This is a genomic window from Protofrankia sp. Cj5, assembly GCF_917627405.1.
Lineage (GTDB): Bacteria > Actinomycetota > Actinomycetes > Frankiales > Frankiaceae > Protofrankia.
This window is the reverse complement of the sequence record NZ_CAKJTO010000050.1, coordinates 1-18,681: the sequence shown is the minus strand read 5'-3', so window position 1 is coordinate 18,681 and position 18,681 is coordinate 1. Positions and strand designations below refer to the sequence as shown.

Sequence of the window (18,681 nt, the reverse complement as noted above, 5' to 3'; positions counted from 1 at the left end):
AAAGAGACGATGCCGGCGGGTACGCCGAGATCAGTTGGTGAGAATACGAGCCAGGAAGTCGCGAGCCCGCTGTGTCCGTGGGCTGTCGAAAAAGTTTTCTGGAGCGCCCTCCTCGAGAATGCGACCGTCAGCCATAAATACGATGCGGTCCGCGGCCCGCCGCGCGAACCCCATCTCGTGCGTGACGACCACCATGGTCATGCCGTCACGCGCGAGCCCCGCCATGACGTCGAGCACCTCGGCAATGTACTCCGGGTCAAGCGCCGAAGTGGGCTCGTCAAAAAGAATCGCCTTCGGCTCCATGGCCAGCGCCCGGGCGATCGCCACACGTTGCTGCTGCCCGCCGGAAAGCTGTGCCGGATAACTGCCGGCCTTGGCGCCGACACCCACCCGATCGAGCAGTTCCCGGCCTTGGCGCTCGGCTGCCTCACGCGGGATTCGCTTGACTTTTGTCGGCCCGAGAATGACGTTCTCCAGAGCGGTCTTATGGGCAAATAAGTTAAACGATTGAAAAACCATACCCACCTCGGCCCGGAGCCGCGCGAGCGCGCGGCCCTCCTCGGGCAACGGCTCTCCGTCGATCATTATCCGGCCGGCGTCAATGGTCTCCAACCGGTTGATGCACCGGCACAGCGTCGACTTACCCGATCCGGACGGACCGACGATGACCAGCACCTCGCCGCTGTGCACGGTCAGGCTGATCCCGTGCAACGCCTGAAAAGCACCGAAGAACTTCTCGACGCCGGCCATGACGATCAGGGGTTCTCCCCGCGCGCTCTTCGCCACGTTCAGCCCTTCGGTCGTCAATGTCCAGCAACACTATGGGGTAGTTGGCCCCACTGTGTCGCGGCTATGGGGCAGCTGGCCCCACCGTGTCGCGCCGGTGGTACGGACCGCCCGGAACGGTCACGGGATGGCTGGCGGCGCGGCCAGGTCAACGGTGACAGCCTGGCGACGATGGCACCCCGGCATGGCGCGCGTGCGACAGGAGCGGCGTTACGAATATGTCCCAGCTGGCCCGCCCCCCACATTTCCGACCGATGACGTCGCCGAAGCAGCGTACTGGCACAGAGGCGGCGAACAGGCTGAGGCGGGGCTGGCGGGAAGGTATCCCGAGGGCACGACATCGGACCGGCTCCTTCCCGCCGGGGAACAGCGCCTCCGCCGAAATCGAGACGCTTCGGAGTGCCATCGGACCGGCCAAGGATGCCAGCATCCGCTGATTCGACTCAATGAGATCTTCAAGATTTTTGGGATCTTTCCATCAAACAATAGACACACAACACATTACCGAATGTGAAACAGAACCTGACCAGCGAAGGCCGCCAGCCCAACGGTTGCTGCCCGCCCTGGGCCAGGACAGGCGTTGGCGCGGTTGACGGCCAGCCCATGTGCCAGAGTTCATTGTGATTCGCCTCGCTCCCGGCCGCGCTTGCCCGGGATGCGACGCGCGTCGTTTCGCTCCTTGCCGGCACAGTGGATGATCGCAGTACCTGGACAGACGAAACCGCAAACCGCTCGTGGAACCCAGCCATTCGATGAGGTGAAGACCCGCCGTGACCAAGCATCGCCGGGGCCCGATACGGGTCAGGCTGAATCGGCGGCCGGCCGTCGCGAATACCGTCCCTGGCCCGCGGCCCCGGGCGGCGCGGCCCCGGGCGCAGGTACTCACGATGCCGGTGGTGGCGATCGCGGCCCTTCTGCTCATCAGCGGCTCCGCCGCCACCTCGCAGGCGGATCCCAGCGCGGGCCCGCAGGCGGGGCCGGCGCGGCAGCCGGCGGATGGCGGCGGTTTCGCGATGCCGGCGGATGCCGGCCCAGCTGATTCCGGCAGCGCTGGCGCCGCCTCCGCCTCGAGCACACACGCCCTGGCCATGGCCGCGGCCACCGGCGCCACTGGGGTCGTGACGCTCGGTCCCGGCGACAGGGGAATCCCGGACCGGGTGCTCACGGCCTACCGCAAGGCGGCCGAACGGACCGCGCGCGAGCGGCCCGGTTGCCATCTGAGCTGGCCGCTGCTCGCGGGGATCGGCAAGGTCGAATCCGGGCACGCCGCCGGCCACGCCATCAGCACCGATGGCACGGTCACTCCATCGATCATCGGACTGCCCCTCGACGGCAACGATGGACGCGCTCTGATCCTGGACACCGACGATGGTGGCTGGGACGGTGACAAGCTCTTCGACCGTGCCGTCGGCCCCATGCAGTTCATCCCCTCGACCTGGCGGGTATCCGGCCGGGACGGGAACAGCGACGGCACGCGGGACCCGAACAACATCGACGACGCGGCCCTCGCCACCGCGGGCTACCTGTGCGCGTACAACCGCGACCTGACCAACCCGGCACAGCTCCAGTCGGCGGTCCTCGCGTACAACCCGTCGGACGACTACGTCCGGGCGGTCCTGGCGTGGACGGATGGCTACAACGACAGCGGAGCCGCCCCGCTGCCCACCCCGCCCGGCACTGGGACACCCGCGCCGAGCGGCGCACCGGCACCCGCACCGACCATCATGGTCACGCAGACGCCGCAACCGCCCGGAACACCCACGCCCACGCCGTCCGCGGCCTGCCCCGCGATCGCCGTCGGGACCGCCACGCTGGCCGCGACACCGATCAGCCTCGACGACACCGTCGCCGGTTACGAAGCCCTCGACGTCACCGGAGTTCTCACCACCACGGGTACCACTCCGGTCACCGCTGTCGTCGACGCGCAGCTGTCCGACAGCCATGGGTGGACGATCACAAGTATCCGCACAGTCGTCACCGCCGATACCGCCGCAGTGGCCGCGCCACGACAGCTCGCCCGCTTCGACGGGCAGGCCATCGGCGAGGCCGGCGCGGATGGTGCCCTCACCGTCACTGTCACCGTCACCCCGGAACCGGATGGCGCGGGCTGCACGCCTCCGCCCGCCACCGCCTTCGAGGTCAGCGGCCTGAACGCCGCGGATTTCGTCGGCTGGGCCACCACCCCGGCGCGCCTGCGCGCCCGCCTGGCCGGCTACACCCAGTCGGGCCAGGTCGAGCAGGCCACGGCCGACGCGTTGGGCGCACTGATCCCCGCCACCGTCACCGGCCCCGGAACGCTCACGCCCTTTCTCGACCGCCTCAGGGGCGCTACACCTGCCCAAGTCGGCGACGAAGCGCGCACCCGGCTGACGAGTATCGCCGGACGCCTGAACGACCAACAGACGCAGAACACACCGTCGCCCGCGCCCGCGGCTACACCAAATCCCACACCCACACCCACACCCACACCGGCACCGGCACCGGCACCGGCCAGCAGCGCACCAAATCCGGCCACCGTATCCACCGGCCCGGCATCGGCATCGGCCGCTCCAACCGCCACCGACGCCGCGGCACCCTCCCCCACGTCGACCCAGCCACCGGCAGCACCGCCGCCGGCATAGAGCCGGTCAGAGCGTGTGTGAGATCGGGCTTTCGATCAGTGAGCCGCGGCCAAGCGCCCCCTGGCAAGGCGGAAGGCCGAAGCGATACCGGATGAGTCGTATCGGTGTGGCCGACAACGCGGCCAGGGGGCACCTGGACGCGGCGAGCCGGAATGACGATCTCACACGCGCTCTCAGATATCGATCTGATACCGCAATCAAGGAAAATCAACAAAAAATCAACAGATGAGCTCCTGGCGACGAAGTGATGTAAACGGTATGGACTGGCCTGAATCCACCCAGCTAAGGTTCGTAGCGCTGGGTGGGGACCGCAGCGACGGGGCGTCGTCATTCCCGTCCTTGGCCACGGAGGGGTCTTGACCCAGTCACCACCTGCCGGTACGTCCACGTCACGCCACCGCCGGCCGACACACGCGCTACCGGTACAGCTGCACTGGTATTCCATCGTTGCCGTGCTCGCCGGCACCGCGGCCGTGCTCAGCATCATCACCAGCTGTCAGCCGACCGAGCTCACAGGCCAGCCGCTTCCGAGCGCGGCGGCGTCCGTGACAGCGCCGGGGGCACCAGGTGATGGAGAGCCCGCCCGCCCAGGCACGCCGCCGGCCCCGTCATCCTCGACCGCACCGGCGACCACTCCCGCCCAGCTGGCACCGACAGCCTCGACCTACGCCACCAGCCCGGCCCCGAGGCCATCGGTGGCGGCTGCCACCCGGCCGGCAGCGCAGCCCGTGGCGCAGACCACGACGACGGTGGCACCCGGCCGGATCAGGCCGGGAGCGACCTACACCGGCTACGGCACGTTCTACTCGCTCAGCGGCGCGGGGAACTGCCTCTACGAGGACGCGGGCGCGGACGCATCCCACTCATACGCGGCGCTCAACGACGCCGACTACGAGAACGCCCGGATGTGCGGCGGCTACATCCAGGCCACCGGCCCCCGTGGCACCGTCGTCGTGAAAATCGTCGACCGGTGCCCCGAGTGCAAGCCGGGGGACATCGACTTCAGCCCGGAGGCATTCGCCACGATCGCAGATCCGGTGGCCGGCAGGGTCCCGATCTCGTGGCGGCTGATCAGCCCAGCGAACATCGGCAATATACAGTACAAGATCAAGGAAGGGTCGTCCCCTTACTGGCTGGCCATCCAACCGCGCAACCACCGCAACCCGGTGGTCTCGCTCGAGATCAGCGTCAACGGGAGCTGGCAGGCGCTGCCGCGGGAACAGTACAACTACTTCCTCGCGCCGAACGGTCTGGGCGCGGGCCCGTTCAGCGTCCGCGTGACCGATATCTACGGCCAACAGATCATCAACTCCGGGATCACGCTCAGCCCAACGGCGGTGCAGGCCACCTCGTCGCAGTTCGCCCAGCACTGACGGCGAGCCGCGGCGTGGGGGAAGGCGTGGGCCAACGTCCTCATGCCGCTGGCGGGCTCGGCAGACGGGCTACGTCACAGCCAGGCCGAGCAGCTCGCGGACCTCGTCGTCCGTTGTCTGGGCAAAGTCCGCGTAATACTGGCCGACCGCAAAGAAGGTCGACGGCGTGCTGAGGCAGACGACTCCGTCCGCGACGAGCCGTATCTGCTGGCAGGCACGCTCAGAGGCCACCGGCACAGCCACGATCACCCGCGCCGGCCGGCGTCGGCGAACCGCGTCGACCGCGGCGCGCATCGTGGCTCCGGTGGCCATGCCGTCATCGACCAGCAGGATGACGCGACCGGTGACGTCGATGGGAGCCCGGCCGTCGCGGTAGGCGTGTTCCCGACGGGCGAGCTCACGGCGCTCGGTGTCCGCCACCTGCTCGATCATCTCCTCGCCGATGCCGAGACCTCTGATCACCTGGTCGTTGCGGACCAACGTCCCACCGGTGGCCAGCGCTCCCATCGCGAGCTCGGTGTGCCCGGGCGCGCCGAGCTTGCGGACGAGAAAGACGTCCATGGGCGCCCGCAGCCGCTGGGCGACCTCAAAGGCGACCGGCACGCCCCCCCGGGGCAGGGCGAGGACTACGGCATCCCCCCGATCGGCGTGGCCAGCCAAGGAGTCAGCCAGGGCTCGCCCCGCCGATCGCCGATCGACAAACAGCTCCGCCACCATCACCTCCGGCCATCACCGTTACCGCTACCGGCCTGACCGCCGCCGCCGCTGCTGCTGGCCTCCTCGGCGCGCGGACGCACCTCGGCGTCGGGACCGGGGTAGGTGAAGGTGACATGCTCGGAGTCGGACCAGCTGACCAGGAACGGCGGGTCACCGGATGGGGACCGCACTTCGATGATCTCACCGAACCGGTCCGGCCTGCCCAGTGTCCGCCCGTGGATGACCAAGGTGTCGCCCGGGTGTGCCCGGATCAGCCGCCGAGACCTGGTGATGCCGCCGTCACCAGCAGGAACGGCTTGGCCCATCCCCGCGACCGGGGTTCTGCGATGGCGGGCTATGACCTCCTGGGCAAGCGGTCGGATCAGATCCTCGATCCGCCGAGCATCCCGGATGAGCAGGTCGTCAACGGACAGAATACCGATGATCTGATTACCGTCGAGGACGGGGAGCCGACGCAGCGCATGCTCCCGGAACACCTCATAGGCACGCGCGAGCTCCACGCCGACGGACAGGCTGAGGACGTCGGTGGTCATGAGTTGGCCGACGGAAGTCTCCACGGGAACGTCCCGAGCAAGACCACGCAGCACGATGTCACGATCGGTGACAATTCCAACCAAATGATCATTATCGGTGACGAGAAGCACACCCACCCCGTGGCGGTCCATCTCCTGCGCCGCTTCCCGAATCGTTCTGGTCCGCTCCACCGTTACCGCCGGTGCGCTGACAACGCTGAGTACGTCCGTCATCGACGCTCACCTCCCCGGCCTGGACCTCACGGCCCGCGCCCCGAAGGTCACACTTCGAGACCGCCGACGACCAGTCCGCCATGTTGTGGGTGACATATGCCTGCAATACGGGTGCATCCTGCGCCGTTGACCGCTGGCATCCGGGCCCGGCCCAGACTCCCCGGACGGGAAAAACCATGATCATAAAATGCCGGCCTCGTCCCGTCCTTCTGGGCATCCCCGTCCGCGATGCTCGGCACACCCCCCTACCGAGGGTCTTTTCAGGTGCCTCGGTTGCTATGAGCGACCGGCCACAGAGGACGCGGCATCGGCGGGATTTCGACCGCTACGGGTTGGACGATTCGGAGTGCCGTGCCGGTGGAAGGTGGCAGGAGTCAACCGACCCACGCGACCGGCCTCCGGTCGCCTCGGCAAAGGAGGACGCATCGTGACCACGATCGTGACACCCGGCGGTGGGCCGGCCCGGGGTGCGGCCGGGCCGGGCATTCCGGAGCCCGTTCCCGGCCCCGACGTTCCCGGCCCCGGGCCGGCACCCGACACGCCGGGACAGGGACCAGGGCCCGACATCCCCGATCCCCCGCCAGGACCTGATCTGCCACCACCCGTACCCGGCCGCGCCCGGTCACGGCCACGGCCACGGCCACGGCCAGCAACATTGATCAGTATTCGGACAGTTCAGCGCGTGCGGCGGAGAGGCTCCGGCAATAGGGCGTTCGATCCGGGAGCCGCGCCCGGACGGATGGATCGCGCGGCGGCGGAGGGAGGCGCCCTGTGTGGGGCGTCGACCGACGAGCCGGGATACCCGTGCATCGCGCGGCGATGGACGGGGAGCGATGACGCGAAGCGCCGACCGGGCGGCGCGAGCCGGACAGTCCTATTGCCGGAGCCTCGAAGTCAGGCGGATCAGAACCGGCCGGCCGGTCGGCCGGTCAGCGTGGACCGGTCGGCGACGACGAGGAGCTGATGATGCCTATGCAGCGTGGCAGCACCAAACACGGCCCGGTCAAGGATGACAGCCTTGCCCACGAGGTGGACGGGATCGTCCGCGCGGGCAGGGACACGCGCACCGAGGAGTGGCGCTCCGCCGAACCGCCAGGCGAGGATCAGCCCCAGGTGGCGATCATACCGGAGACCTCCGGTGCCGACCAGGGCGCGGCAGCGAACACGGCCGCGGCCGCACAGGCCCGAACCGACCTTGCACGCTGGTTCGATCGGCACGACTTTCCCGCTCGTGCGGCTCAGCTCGCGCACGGCCTGCGCGGCCGCAACGCCCCGGAGCAGCTCGTCGAGCTGCTCCGCACCTTGCCCAAGCGACAGCAGTACAACTCGGTCGGTGATCTCTGGCGGGCGCTGCACGGCGGCGAGGACATCGAAACCGTACGGTTCTGACCCCGGCCGCTCGACGGCCGGCCCACTGCGCCCGCCCGCTGCGCAAGCACAGCCACCTGCCGTGCACCCGTGCACCCGTGCACCGAAACGCAAAGCAGTGTTCTCACTACCGCAAACACCCGACGATGGGCGGTCGGGCAGGGTCGCGGCGGGCGCGGGAGACTGGTGGCATGGCCACGCTCTGCGGGATCGAGCTTGAACATCCGCTCATGAACGCCGCGGGCACCTGCAAGAGCCTCGACGAGGTCGGCACCCTGGCCCGATCCGCTGTGGCCGCGGTCGTCGTCGGCTCCATCACCGAACAGGCCCGGGCCGGTAACGGCGGCAACGTTTACCACACCGGGGATTTCTTCTCGCTCAACGCGCTGGGTCTGCCGAATCCGGGGCTTGAATACTACCGTGAGCGGCTGCCGGACATGGTTGCGGCCACGCACAGCGCCGGCAAACCGCTCATCGTGAGCATCGCGGGATTCAACGCCGCGGAATACGCCCGCACGGCACATGCGGTGGCCTTGGCCGGCGCCGACCTCATCGAGGTCAATCTGGCCTGTCCGAACGTATGGGATGGCGGCCGGCAGAAACGTATCGCCTGCTTCGACAACGATCAGACCAGGGCCATCTGCGGCCAGGTCGCCCATGCGCTCGCCACCGTCGGCGGCACCATCCCGGTCGACCGTCGACCACCGGCCTTCGGTATCAAGATCTCCCCATTCTCGGACCCGGCCGCGCTGGCCGAACTGGCCGGGCTCATCACGGTGCTGTCCCGCGAGCCATCCGGGCCACGGTTCGTCTGCGCTGTCAACACCTTCCCCAACGCCCTCGCCCTGACTGACGCGAATGAGCCGGTGATCGATGTCGAGCTGGCCGGGCTCAGCGGCGCCGCTCTCAGGCCCGTGGCGCTGGGCCAGATACGGCAGCTGCGGCGCCTGTTACCCGAGACAGTCGAGCTCATCGGAGCGGGCGGGGTGACCGATGGACGCGACATCGTCGACTTCCTGCATGCCGGCGCGGTCGCGGCGCAGGCCGCCACCGCGTACTGGAACCGCCAGGGCGACGCCGGTGTCTTCGGCGACATTCTCGCCGACTATGCCGACCAGCTGTAACGGTCTAAACCACTGCCTGACGCGACCGGATGAACTCCTGGTCAACCGCCATCCCAAGGCCGATACCGTCGGGGATCGCGACTGTGCCATCAGCGGCGAGACTGAGCCGGGTGGTGACCACCCCCCGGCTCAGCGCGCTCTGGGCGACATTGAACTCGACCCAATGCGCATCGTGCAGCGTGGCGAGATACGCGAGGCTGTAGGCATGTAGCAGGTCGGTGAGCCAGGAATGCGTGACGATCTCGCGGCCCGCCCGCTCCGCCTCTGCCGCGACCGCCTTCGCGACGGTGAGCCCGCCGCATCGGGACAGGTCCGGTTGCAGCACGTCGACGCCGCCTTCGTGGATGAGCCGGCGGAAGTCCCAGATGGTGGCCTGCTGCTCGCCCGCGGCGAACCGCAGGGTGGGGAACTCCAGCTTGGCCTGGTGGTAGTCGGCCGGGCATTCAGGATGGACGAAGTCCTCCACCCAGTAAGGCACCACGTCGGCCACAATCTCCAGCATCGCCCGGGTCTGTGCGTACGTCCGGACCCGGGGCCGGCCCCCGTCATGGACATACCAGCCCGGATCCACCATCAGTTCGCGCTCCGGCCCCAGGGCCTCGCGGATCGCGGCCAGGTTCTCCCGGTCCAGGCCCGGGTCGATACCGAAACCGCCCCAACCGAACTTGACCGCCCGGAATCCCATCCGCGCGTACCCGGCGGCCGCCGCCTGGTTCTCGTCGGGAGTGGCCCGGAACAGCGTCGAGGCATACGCCGGCAGACGGTCCCGGCGGCGCCCGCCGAGCACCTCCGACAACGGAACGCCAGCGGCCTGTGCGCGAATGGACCACAAACAGTTGTCCACTGCCGACATGCAATGCATGACGACACCACGGCGACCGTAGTAGGCGGTGGCGAGATACAGATCTGTCCAGATCCCCTCGATATCCAGCGGGTCCTTCCCGACTGTTTCTTCGGCGATGCCACGGAATCCGAGCGCGCCCATGCCAGGGCCGGACAGCACCCGTGCCGCGACCGGCCCGAGTGTTTCGACGTCGGACCATCCCTCCAGCCCGGCATCGGTGCGGACGCGAACCAGCAGCAACCAGTCACCCTGGTCGACTGCTTCCGCGGCACCGGACCGCGGACCGTATGACTCATCGCCGCGCAACAACACCGGCGACACCTCGGTGATCCTCATCCGTTCCCGCCTCCTGTTCCGGTTCGCAGCCGGCCGGGCCCTGAGCGGCCACAACCTCAGCGCGCGTTTGAGATCGTCATTCCGGCTCGCCGCGTCCAGGCGCGCCCCTGGCCGCGTTGTCGGCCACACCGATACGACTCATCCGGTATCGCTGCGGCCTCCCGCCTTGCCAGGGGCGCGCCTGGACGCGGCTCACTGATCGAAAGCCCGATCTCACACACGCTCTCAGACCTGGTCACGGACCTGGTCACGGACCTGGTCGGGGATGGCGCTGGGCAGGTCGGACGGCCAGGGAATCCGCCGCTCCGCGAGGCAGGCACGGAACGCCTCCGCATGGGCCACCATCAGCCGCGCGCCCTGGCGGCGGTCCTCGTCAGCGATCTCGTCGGCGTAGTCACGGCCGCGCAGCCGGCGCATGACATCCATCTGGCTGCGATGCCGCCGGATCAGCTCGGCCTTCACCGTGACGTGCGCCGGCGTGAGCTGGACAAAATGCGTCGCCTCGAATCCGTAGCCGTCCCCGGGGTGCACATGGAAGATCCGGGGCACCCGTTCGAGTGGGGGCGAGGCCGGTTCGAAGGACGACAGGCTGGTGAACAGAGCGGCATCGAGCACCGCGCGGGCGGTGACCACATGGTCGCTGTTGTAGTCCGACGTCCAGTGGGTGAAGACGAGTTCGGCTCGCTGCTCACGGAGCGTCCTGATGAGATCCCGGCGCAGCGCGGCATCGTCATAGAGGAAACCGTCCTCCCGACCGAGGCAGCGGTAGTCGGCCGCGAAACTCGCCGCGACCGAGCGCATCTCCGCATCCCGCACCGAGGCGGCCAGGCCCCGGTCCGCGGACGGGTCAAAGGCAAGCCCTTTGTCGCCCTGGGTCACACAGACGAAGGAGATTTCATGCCCCGTCTCCCGGAACCGCTGCAGAGTTCCCAGACAGCGCATCTCGTCGTCCTGATGGGCGAAAACACAGACGATTCTCACCTCAGTTCAGCTCGCCCGCAGGGCCATAGTCGATGCGATCGTGGCTGTGCCGCGCCGCCGACGGCCGAAGTCCCGGAGCCATGGACGGGAATTCCTCACCGCTGGCGCCAACCTGGTCCCCGGGGCCGAATCGGGTGAGATCGGCGAGCGAGACCGCCAAGGCGCCATCCACCGCCAGGAAGGCTCCGGACACGTACGCCGCGCGCGGCGACGACAGGAACTCGACCGCGGCGGCAACGTCATCGGGGGTGCCCATCCGGCCGAACGGCAAACGGCCGGCGACCTGGTCGAGAAATGCGTCGCCGTACAGGCCGGCCTCGCCTCGGGTCCGGATCCAGCCGGGCACGACGGCGTTGACGCGGATGCCGTGCGGCGCCCACTCGTGCGCAAGCGTCCTGATCACCTGGGCAAGGGCGGCATGCGCGGCGTTGTAGCCCAGGCATCGCGGGAACGGCAGGGACGCGTGCAAGGATCCGATAGCGGTCAACGCCGCTCCGGCTTTCAGGCAACCAGCGGCGAGAAGCTCTGCGAACAGAGCGAAGGCGGCTACCGGGCCCACGGCGAGGCTGCGCTCCAGGCTCTGCGCCGGGAGGGCGTCCGCCGGGCGGTGCTCTTCGTACGCGAGCGCGTGCACGGCTGCGGTGACCGTCCCCAACGACGTGGCGGCTGCGGCGGTCTCCCTGCCGAAGGCCGGGCCGCCGGCATCCGCGCGCAGCACTCTGGCGTCGCCTCCCCCAGAAATGATCAGATCGGCAACGGCGCTGGCTCGTGTCTCGTCCCGATCGACGCAGAGCACGACGTCACGGCCGCGAGCCAGGTGCTGGGCGCAGGCAGCGCCGATGTCCCCGCCGGCGCCGGTCACGACAGCCACCTGTCTAGGCATCGTCGACGGTCTCCCGGAGCAGGTCGACCAGCCTGTCGATCTCCTGGCACATCGGCTCGTCGATCATGTCGCTGACCGGCCCCCGCATGGCGGCTGACCCGAACACCCCTTGCCGGACCAGCAGGTGCTTCTCGACCGCGACGAAACTGTCGAGGCTGCTCTGCAATGACACGATCAGAGCGAGCGGTCCGGCGATCCGATACGCGCGCGGGAAGTCGCCGTCGCACAGGGCTCGCCACAGCGCGGCCAACGCCCAGACAAGATCCCCGGCCGGCATTGTCCCAACCACGCCACGGCGGAAGCTGTCGATCAGGTAGAGACCACCCGTTCCCTCGAAGACCCGGGCCCGCCCACCGGTCGCGTCAAGCAACCGGCTGAGCCGGGGACCAATCGGCTGCGCCTCGGGTTTGAACATCGCCCGGTCTCCGAGCTCCGTGTGCAGCCGCGCCTGCACGTTGATCGACAACGGTGCCCCGACGTAACCGCTGGCGTCCTGGACGATCAGCGGCACAGTCACGGCCTCGGCGATCGCGATGAAGTAGCGCACCAGTTGCTCGTCACTCGCCCGGGAGAGCCCCGGCGGGGTCGCCATCACCGCGTCCGCGCCGACGTCCTGCGCATGCTTGGCATGCCGGACGGCCATCGCCGTGGACTCAGCGCCCACGCTCACCACCGCGACCCCATGCCGACGGGCAAACGTGCAGGTCAACGCGGCCATCTCATCGCGTTCCTCGGACGACAGCCGGAGCACCTCGGAGACCATGGCGAAGACAACGCCGTCGGCTCCGTTGGCGAACAGCCAGTCGAACTGGGACTCCATCGTCCGCCTGTCGATACGGCCGTCGTCATCGAAGGGAGTCTGGAACACCGCCAGCACACCGGCGATGTCGCGGCTGTCTGCCGCCGGCTTCCGCACCGCCGTGGCCTGGTCCGCAAGAGTCACCTGGCCATTGCCTTTCGGTAGAGCCGCTGATTCGGATGGCACATGTCTCCCCAGTATCAATAATCAATATGATCGATACGGTATCGACGTCGGTTTGGATGCATAGCTGCCGAAATTTCGGCCGCTCGGGGAATGGGCTGGCTCAACACCTGCCGAGGGCCTGGGCAACAGAGCCTGGTCACCATCGTCGCCACCCGCACCCGATCGACTCAGCCGGCCTGCTGTGCTCACGACCGCGCTTCGCGGGCATGGCCGTCTTCATGGGCCCGGAGGCTGCTGAGAACTCCGCGGAGGCCGTGGCCGCAGGCCAAGCAGCGCGACCGCGTCCCGGGCACAGATGTGATCGATATCGCTCGCGGTGACGTTCGCGATGCCAAGACTACGGCAGAGGGCGGCGGCCCGGTGCAGGCCGGTGATGGTCCGTTCCACAGTGGAGAAGGGATAGTCACTGCCAAACAGGACACGGTCGAAGACCTGGTACTCCGACGCGGTCGCGAGCGCCTGGGCCAACTGCCACGGCCGGGTGTCCATCGCGGACACGTCGACGTAGAAGTGCTCATGACGACGGACCACGCTCAGCGCCTCGGCCGTCCACGGGTGACCGAAATGCGCGATCCACATCCGCAACGCCGGGAACCGACGCGCGGGGAGGTCGAGCTGGAGGGGACGGGCGAACTCCGCGATCGCGGCTCGGGTGAACGTGGTGCCCTGGTGCCAGACGACGGGAATGCCGTAGTGGTCGGCGATCTCCAGCAGATCAAGGCAGGCCGGGTCGTGAGGATGGAAGTGCTGGTAGGTCGGGCCGAGCTTAAGGCCATACAGGCCAAGATCCTCAACCGCATGCCGCAGCCGGGCAGCCGCGTCGGGCCGGGTGGGGTTGACGCTGGCGAACCCGATGAGGTTCGGCTTGTCAGCGACGGCCTTCGCCACGTACTCGTTGGGCACGACCGTCCCGACCGGCTCGGCATCGAAAGCGAGCACCACCGACGCCGTCGCGGCAGCCGCCGCGGCGGCGTGCCCGGCCGGTGTCACGTCCCAGTGGGTTCGTCCCCAGACCCGTATCTCGTCGTCGGCAAGCGGCCCGCCGACATGGGTGCCATGTTCGCCCAGATGCGTGTGAACGTCCACGGTCACCAACGTCACGACGCTTCCCCCTCCGCGCTCACGTTGCGCGCCACCGCCTTCAGGGCGTCGACGATGTCGTCCAACCGGTCGTTCATCCGCGCGGTGGGACCACTGACGCTGAGCGCGAAGCGGTATCGCCCCCGGTCGTCGCGGATCGGGACGCCGACACACTTCATCCCGATCTCGGCCTCCTCGTTGTCGAGCGCGTACCCGCGGCGACGGATGTCGGCAAGATCAGCAAGCACGTCCGCGGGGTCGGTGCGGGTCAGGGCCGTGTGCCGTTCCGGTGGCCGGGTACGCAGGAGTTCCCGCACCTCGTCATCGGGGAGATGGGCGAGGATGGACTTTCCCAGGCTGGAGACGAACCAGTCGTCACGGTCACCCACGGTCGCCCCGCGGCGGATCGACCGGCGGCCCTCGAGGGCCTCAATGATCACAACTTCGCCCGCCTGGTTCACCGCCAGGTTGATCGTCTCGTCGAACCGGGCGAGCAGCTCGCGCATGTACGGGAGCACACGGCCGCGCAACGGCCGGGCACGTCGCGCGGCATGCCCAATAGTGATCATGCGGACGCCAAGGGAGTAGCAGCGGGACACCTCGTCCCGCTCGAGCCATCCGTGGTCGACGAGCTGCCGCAGATAGCGGGTTGTCGTGGACGGCTCGAGGCCGCACGCGGCGGCGACCTCCGAGAGGCTCTGGCTGGGCGCGGCCAGGAAGGACTCGACAATCCCGATCAACCGGTCGCTCAGCCTCGTGGGCGCGGTCGCGGTCATCCCATCACTCCCGGATAGTGGCACGAGACGTGCACCGGTGTTGTGTCGAGCAGGCATAGGGGCGGATCCTCCGAGGCGCACCGAGGACGTCCCGCGCCGACATCGCATCGTGGCAGGAAACGGCAGCCCAGGGCCGGAGGCTCGGATCGGACGTATTCGTCGGGACGCGTCCTGCTTACCCGGGAGCGCGCTGTCACCGGATCAGCGGCCAGGACGGCATCGAGCAGGAGGCGAGTATAAGGGTGCCGCGGCGCGGCGAACAGATCCTCGCGACGAGCCATCTCCACGATCCGTCCCCGGTACATCACCCCCACCTCCTGAGCCATGTACCGCACCACCGCGAGGTCGTGCGAGATGAACAGACAGGTCAGCCCGAGGTCCCGTTGTAAGCCGGTGAGCAGGTTGAGGATCTGTGCACGTACCGAAACGTCCAGCGCCGACACGGCTTCGTCCAGCACGATGAAGTCAGGACGCGGCGCCAGCGCCCGAGCGATCGCGACGCGCTGAGCCTGACCGCCTGAAAGCTCGCCGGGCCGGCGGTCCGCGATGCCGCCGGGAAGCTGGACAAGGTCGAGCAGTTCCCGTACCCGGGCCTCACGCTCGCCCCGGGTGCCTATGCGGTGGGCCACCAGCGGTGCGGCGATGATACCGGCGACCGACGCGCGCCGGTTGAGGGAAGCGTGTGGGTCCTGGAAGACGGCCTGCACCCGGGACCGCAGCCGGCGCATCCCCGCCGCGGACAGGCCTGCGATGTCCTGCCCGTCGAAACGGACCGTGCCGCTGTCGGCCGTTGTCAACCGCAGCACGCAGCGGCCGACCGTCGACTTTCCCGACCCGGACTCGCCGACAAGCCCGAAAGTCTCGCCACGCCGCACCGACAGCGACACACCGTCCACGGCGGGCAGTCGGCCGCCATGACGTGATGGATAGGTCTTGACCAGATTCCGCACCTCGAGCAGCCGCGGGGGCAGCCGCGCCGGCGGCCCCGCCGGCATGCGTAACAGCATCACCGGTCCGCCCTGTCCGCTGACGCTGCCCGGCCGGCGGCGGGGTGCTCCGCGACGGGGTACTCCGCGGAGATGGACTCGCCCGCCCGGACGCAGCGCACCTGCCGACCGGCGGCCGCCCGCAACGCGACCGGCTCCGCGCACAGGCCGATCGATATCGGGCAACGCGGCTGAAATGCGCAGCCGGCACCGGTCTCCGCCGGCAGCGGCGGCTGGCCGGATATGGTCCGGATGGGCACGGTGAGATCGACCGTGAGATCGACGGTCGCCGACATCAGCGCCGCGCTGTAGGGGTGGGCCGGGCGTGCGTAGAGGTCCACGGTGGGTGCGGACTCCACGATCTGACCGGCGTACATAACCGCGGTATCGTCGCAGAACCCGGCGGCGACACCTAAATCATGAGTGATCAGAACCGCTGCCAGGCCACGCTCACGGCAGATCCGGTCGATCAGTGCGATCACTCTCACCTGAGTCGTCACGTCCAGCGCGCTGGTCGGCTCGTCGCACAGCAGCACGTCGGGCCGGCTGGCCAGCGCCATCGCGATCATTGCGCGTTGCCGCATCCCGCCCGAGAACTCATGCGGGTAAGCGGCCAGGCGTTGTCGCGGGGCTGGTATCCCGACCTCACCGAGCAGATCGGCCGCGCGTTCCAGCGCACTCGCGCGGCGGACGTCCTCGTGCAGCCGGATCGACTCGACGATCTGTGCCCCGATCGTCATCAGCGGGTTCAGCGCCGCCGCTGGATCCTGATAGATCATCGAGATCCGGCGGCCACGGATGCGGTCAAGCTCGCGCCGACGCAGCACGAGCAGATCGATGCCATCCAGCCACACCCGCCCGCCGGTGACCCGGACCGGGCCGCGGTGCAAGCCCATCACGGCCAGTGCGGTCAACGTCTTGCCCGAGCCGGACTCGCCGACGATACCGAGCCGCTGACCGGCGGACAGCGCGAAGCTGATGCCCCGCACGACCGCGGTGGCGCCGACAGCGACCCACAGATCGTCGACGTCGAGGATGGCGGGTGCCGTCATCGACGCCCACCAGTGAGTCGGTCGACAGCGGTGAGCCGGTCTGCGGCCAGGTTGAGACACAGCACGGTGGCGAGGATGAGGATGGCGGGCGCCGCCGCATAACTTGGATCATTGTACAGAAACCCGTATCCCTGTTGCAGCAGCACCCCCCAGGACATCTGTGGCGGCTGGACGCCAAGCCCGACGAAGCTCAGGCTGGCTTCCAGGATCATCGCGCTGGCGGCGTTGATCGCGGCCTGGCTGGCCAGGTCGGGCAGGATGTTGGGGAGCACCTCACGCAGCAGCAGGCGACCCCGGCTGGCTCCGTACGCGACGGCGGCGGTGTAGTAGTCAAGGGTCATCTCGCGGACGATGGCGGCTCGCGCCATCCGCGCGGTGCTGGGCGCGAGCAGCAGCCCGGTCAGCACGATCAGGGATACCAGCGACGCCCCGAACGCCGCGACACACACCAGCGCGAACAGGATCTGTGGGATCGCCATGGTGATGTCAGCGCCGCGCATCAACAGCTCGTCGGGAAGGCCTCGGGCACCGCTGGCGAGCACGCCCCACAGCGTGCCGGCCAGGAACGCCACGGCAACGCTACCACCGGCGACGGACAGCGACAGTTCACCGCCGTAGAGGAGCCGGCTGAGTTTGTCCCGCCCCAGCTCGTCGGTGCCGAGCCAATGGCGCGCGCTCATCGTCCCGAAGGCGTTCGCCGGGTCCAGGCCGGTCGCACCCTGCCTGCTGACCAGGGGGGCCAGCAGGCACATCCCGACGATCGCCAGCAGGACGAGCACACTCGCTGGCGGCGGGCTGATCCGGACGCGCCGACCGCGGCGCACCCGGCTGTGCCCCGCGGCGGCAGGCTCAGACACGGTGCCCCCGGGTTCTCGGATCCAGCGACCACACCAGCAGGTCAATCACCATCGATACCAGGATGAACAAAACGCTGATCAGCAAAACGACCGACTGGAGTACCGAGTAGTCACGCTGGAACGCCGATTCCACCGACAACGACCCGAGGCCAGCGAAACCGAACACGTACTCAACAATGACACTTCCACCGAGGGTGTACCCGACGATGAGCCCCAGCATGGTGAGGCTCGGCAGCGCGGCGTTGCGCAGCGCATGACGGAGGACCACGGTCCGGGCCGGGGCGCCCTTGCCCGCCGCCGTCCGGGCGAACTGTGACGCCAGCGCCGAGATGAGTTCCGTACGCAGGTAGCGCACCAGGAGCGGGGCGGCCACCAGACACAGCGCGAGCGCCGGCATGACCATATCGCGCACGTTCTGCCCCGGGTTCTGGAGCAGCGGCACATAGCCGCGCGCGGGCAGCCATTTCAGCGTCACACTGAACAGCAGGATAAGCAGGATTCCGGCCACGAACGGGGGAAACGCCATACCGGCCGACGCCGCCGCCGTGACGCATCGGTCCACCCAGCCGCCGGGCCGGGTAGCCGCCGCGATCGCGGCCGGAACCGCGACCGCGACCGCGAGAGTCATGGCGAGAAAAGTCAGTTCCAGTGTGGGCCCGAGCCGGGCGGCGATGAGGGAGCTGACTGTGCGCTGGCTGACATATGATCTACCAAAATCCCCGTGGGCTATCCCGGCGACCCAGCTGAGGTACTGACCGACAACGGGACGGTCGAGACCGGCCTCCGCACGCAGCCTGTCGATCGTTGCCTGATCTGTCCCCCGCGCGGCACCCAGCCGAGCGATCACAGGATCGCCCGGCAACGCCCGCAGAACGGCGAAGATAAGGATCGACGAGCCGGCTATCATAACCAGGCTGATCGACACCCGCTTGACGATATACGGCACGGTCATCCTTTCTCGTCGTCCCCGCCGGCTCCCGGGATTCACAACAGGTTCTTTGAATCCTGGACTCAGAGCGTGTGTGAGATCGGGCTTTCGATCAGTGAGCCGCGTCCAGGCAGCCCCGGGCAGGGCGGAAGGCCGAAGCGATACCGGATGAGTTGTATCGGTGTGGCCGACAACGCGGTCAGGGGCCGACTGGGCGCGGATCACCCGGGCAGAAGGC

The 18,681-nt window shown here is 68.6% G+C and carries 17 protein-coding genes; 4 read left to right on the top strand and 13 right to left on the bottom strand.

Going from position 1 to position 18,681, the window contains the following annotated elements; genetic code table 11:
- Nucleotides 1-30: 30 nt before the first annotated feature.
- On the bottom strand, nt 31-750 hold the full coding sequence (locus MJ777_RS12755) for an amino acid ABC transporter ATP-binding protein (RefSeq protein ID WP_305039295.1): 720 nt from the start codon (nt 748-750) through the stop codon (nt 31-33).
- A gap of 932 nt (nt 751-1,682) precedes the next feature.
- Between MJ777_RS12755 and MJ777_RS22890 the strand changes: the two genes are divergently transcribed.
- Together MJ777_RS22890 and MJ777_RS12745 are read left to right on the top strand one after the other, a co-directional pair.
- Complete coding sequence (locus MJ777_RS22890; protein WP_305039416.1) at nt 1,683-3,407, top strand: lytic transglycosylase domain-containing protein; 1,725 nt, start codon at nt 1,683-1,685, stop codon at nt 3,405-3,407.
- A gap of 356 nt (nt 3,408-3,763) precedes the next feature.
- Nucleotides 3,764-4,780, top strand: coding sequence for an expansin EXLX1 family cellulose-binding protein (locus MJ777_RS12745; protein ID WP_239376319.1), 1,017 nt, complete (start codon nt 3,764-3,766; stop codon nt 4,778-4,780).
- A 69-nt stretch (nt 4,781-4,849) separates the two neighbouring features.
- On the opposite strand, the gene MJ777_RS12740 is transcribed toward MJ777_RS12745, so the two are convergent.
- Entirely contained in the window at nt 4,850-5,497 is a 648-nt protein-coding gene (locus tag MJ777_RS12740; protein WP_239380325.1) for a phosphoribosyltransferase, read from the bottom strand.
- Nucleotides 5,497-6,243 (bottom strand): DUF1918 domain-containing protein, encoded by a 747-nt coding sequence (locus MJ777_RS12735; protein ID WP_239309397.1) that lies wholly within the window; start codon nt 6,241-6,243, stop codon nt 5,497-5,499. The genes MJ777_RS12740 and MJ777_RS12735 overlap by 1 nt, the downstream gene beginning before the upstream one ends.
- Before the next feature lie 966 nt (nt 6,244-7,209).
- Between MJ777_RS12735 and MJ777_RS12730 the strand changes: the two genes are divergently transcribed.
- Nucleotides 7,210-7,632: a DUF2795 domain-containing protein gene (locus MJ777_RS12730; RefSeq protein ID WP_239345264.1), complete on the top strand. Its 423-nt coding sequence runs from the start codon at nt 7,210-7,212 to the stop codon at nt 7,630-7,632.
- Nucleotides 7,633-7,802: 170 nt separating this feature from the next.
- Entirely contained in the window at nt 7,803-8,735 is a 933-nt protein-coding gene (locus MJ777_RS12725) for a dihydroorotate dehydrogenase (protein ID WP_239309395.1), read from the top strand.
- Between the two features lie 4 nt (nt 8,736-8,739).
- On the opposite strand, the gene MJ777_RS12720 is transcribed toward MJ777_RS12725, so the two are convergent.
- The 10 genes from MJ777_RS12720 to MJ777_RS12675 form a co-directional block, all read right to left on the bottom strand.
- Nucleotides 8,740-9,915, bottom strand: coding sequence for a mandelate racemase/muconate lactonizing enzyme family protein (locus tag MJ777_RS12720; protein ID WP_239376317.1), 1,176 nt, complete (start codon nt 9,913-9,915; stop codon nt 8,740-8,742).
- Nucleotides 9,916-10,140: 225 nt separating this feature from the next.
- On the bottom strand, nt 10,141-10,896 hold the full coding sequence (locus tag MJ777_RS12715; RefSeq protein ID WP_239376315.1) for a PIG-L deacetylase family protein: 756 nt from the start codon (nt 10,894-10,896) through the stop codon (nt 10,141-10,143).
- Nucleotide 10,897: 1 nt separating this feature from the next.
- Nucleotides 10,898-11,767 (bottom strand): SDR family NAD(P)-dependent oxidoreductase, encoded by an 870-nt coding sequence (locus tag MJ777_RS12710; RefSeq protein ID WP_239376313.1) that lies wholly within the window; start codon nt 11,765-11,767, stop codon nt 10,898-10,900.
- A gap of 4 nt (nt 11,768-11,771) precedes the next feature.
- Nucleotides 11,772-12,722, bottom strand: a complete 951-nt coding sequence (locus MJ777_RS12705; RefSeq protein ID WP_239309391.1) for a dihydrodipicolinate synthase family protein — start codon at nt 12,720-12,722, stop codon at nt 11,772-11,774.
- 258 nt (nt 12,723-12,980) lie between these two features.
- Nucleotides 12,981-13,865 carry an amidohydrolase family protein gene (locus MJ777_RS12700; protein ID WP_239376311.1) on the bottom strand — a complete coding sequence of 295 codons (885 nt, stop codon included), beginning with the start codon at nt 13,863-13,865 and terminating at the stop codon, nt 12,981-12,983.
- Nucleotides 13,862-14,620: an IclR family transcriptional regulator gene (locus tag MJ777_RS12695; protein ID WP_239309389.1), complete on the bottom strand. Its 759-nt coding sequence runs from the start codon at nt 14,618-14,620 to the stop codon at nt 13,862-13,864. The genes MJ777_RS12700 and MJ777_RS12695 overlap by 4 nt, the downstream gene beginning before the upstream one ends.
- Complete coding sequence (locus MJ777_RS12690) at nt 14,617-15,615, bottom strand: oligopeptide/dipeptide ABC transporter ATP-binding protein (protein ID WP_239376309.1); 999 nt, start codon at nt 15,613-15,615, stop codon at nt 14,617-14,619. The genes MJ777_RS12695 and MJ777_RS12690 overlap by 4 nt, the downstream gene beginning before the upstream one ends.
- Before the next feature lie 11 nt (nt 15,616-15,626).
- Nucleotides 15,627-16,658, bottom strand: coding sequence for an ABC transporter ATP-binding protein (locus MJ777_RS12685; protein ID WP_239376301.1), 1,032 nt, complete (start codon nt 16,656-16,658; stop codon nt 15,627-15,629).
- On the bottom strand, nt 16,655-17,515 hold the full coding sequence (locus MJ777_RS12680; protein WP_239376299.1) for an ABC transporter permease: 861 nt from the start codon (nt 17,513-17,515) through the stop codon (nt 16,655-16,657). The genes MJ777_RS12685 and MJ777_RS12680 overlap by 4 nt, the downstream gene beginning before the upstream one ends.
- Nucleotides 17,508-18,467 (bottom strand): ABC transporter permease, encoded by a 960-nt coding sequence (locus tag MJ777_RS12675; protein ID WP_239345244.1) that lies wholly within the window; start codon nt 18,465-18,467, stop codon nt 17,508-17,510. The genes MJ777_RS12680 and MJ777_RS12675 overlap by 8 nt, the downstream gene beginning before the upstream one ends.
- Nucleotides 18,468-18,681 lie beyond the last annotated feature (214 nt).

Bases quoted from the DNA above. Each gene is read 5' to 3' on its own strand.
- MJ777_RS12755 (WP_305039295.1), bottom strand. From the start codon at position 750: ATGGCCGGCGTCGAGAAGTTCTTCGGTGCTTTTCAGGCGTTGCACGGG.
- MJ777_RS12740 (WP_239380325.1), bottom strand. From the start codon at position 5,497: ATGGTGGCGGAGCTGTTTGTCGATCGGCGATCGGCGGGGCGAGCCCTG.
- MJ777_RS12735 (WP_239309397.1), bottom strand. From the start codon at position 6,243: ATGACGGACGTACTCAGCGTTGTCAGCGCACCGGCGGTAACGGTGGAG.
- MJ777_RS12730 (WP_239345264.1), top strand. From the start codon at position 7,210: ATGCCTATGCAGCGTGGCAGCACCAAACACGGCCCGGTCAAGGATGAC.
- MJ777_RS12725 (WP_239309395.1), top strand. From the start codon at position 7,803: ATGGCCACGCTCTGCGGGATCGAGCTTGAACATCCGCTCATGAACGCC.
- MJ777_RS12720 (WP_239376317.1), bottom strand. From the start codon at position 9,915: ATGAGGATCACCGAGGTGTCGCCGGTGTTGTTGCGCGGCGATGAGTCA.
- MJ777_RS12695 (WP_239309389.1), bottom strand. From the start codon at position 14,620: ATGACCGCGACCGCGCCCACGAGGCTGAGCGACCGGTTGATCGGGATT.
- MJ777_RS12690 (WP_239376309.1), bottom strand. From the start codon at position 15,615: ATGCCGGCGGGGCCGCCGGCGCGGCTGCCCCCGCGGCTGCTCGAGGTG.
- MJ777_RS12685 (WP_239376301.1), bottom strand. From the start codon at position 16,658: ATGACGGCACCCGCCATCCTCGACGTCGACGATCTGTGGGTCGCTGTC.
- MJ777_RS12675 (WP_239345244.1), bottom strand. From the start codon at position 18,467: ATGACCGTGCCGTATATCGTCAAGCGGGTGTCGATCAGCCTGGTTATG.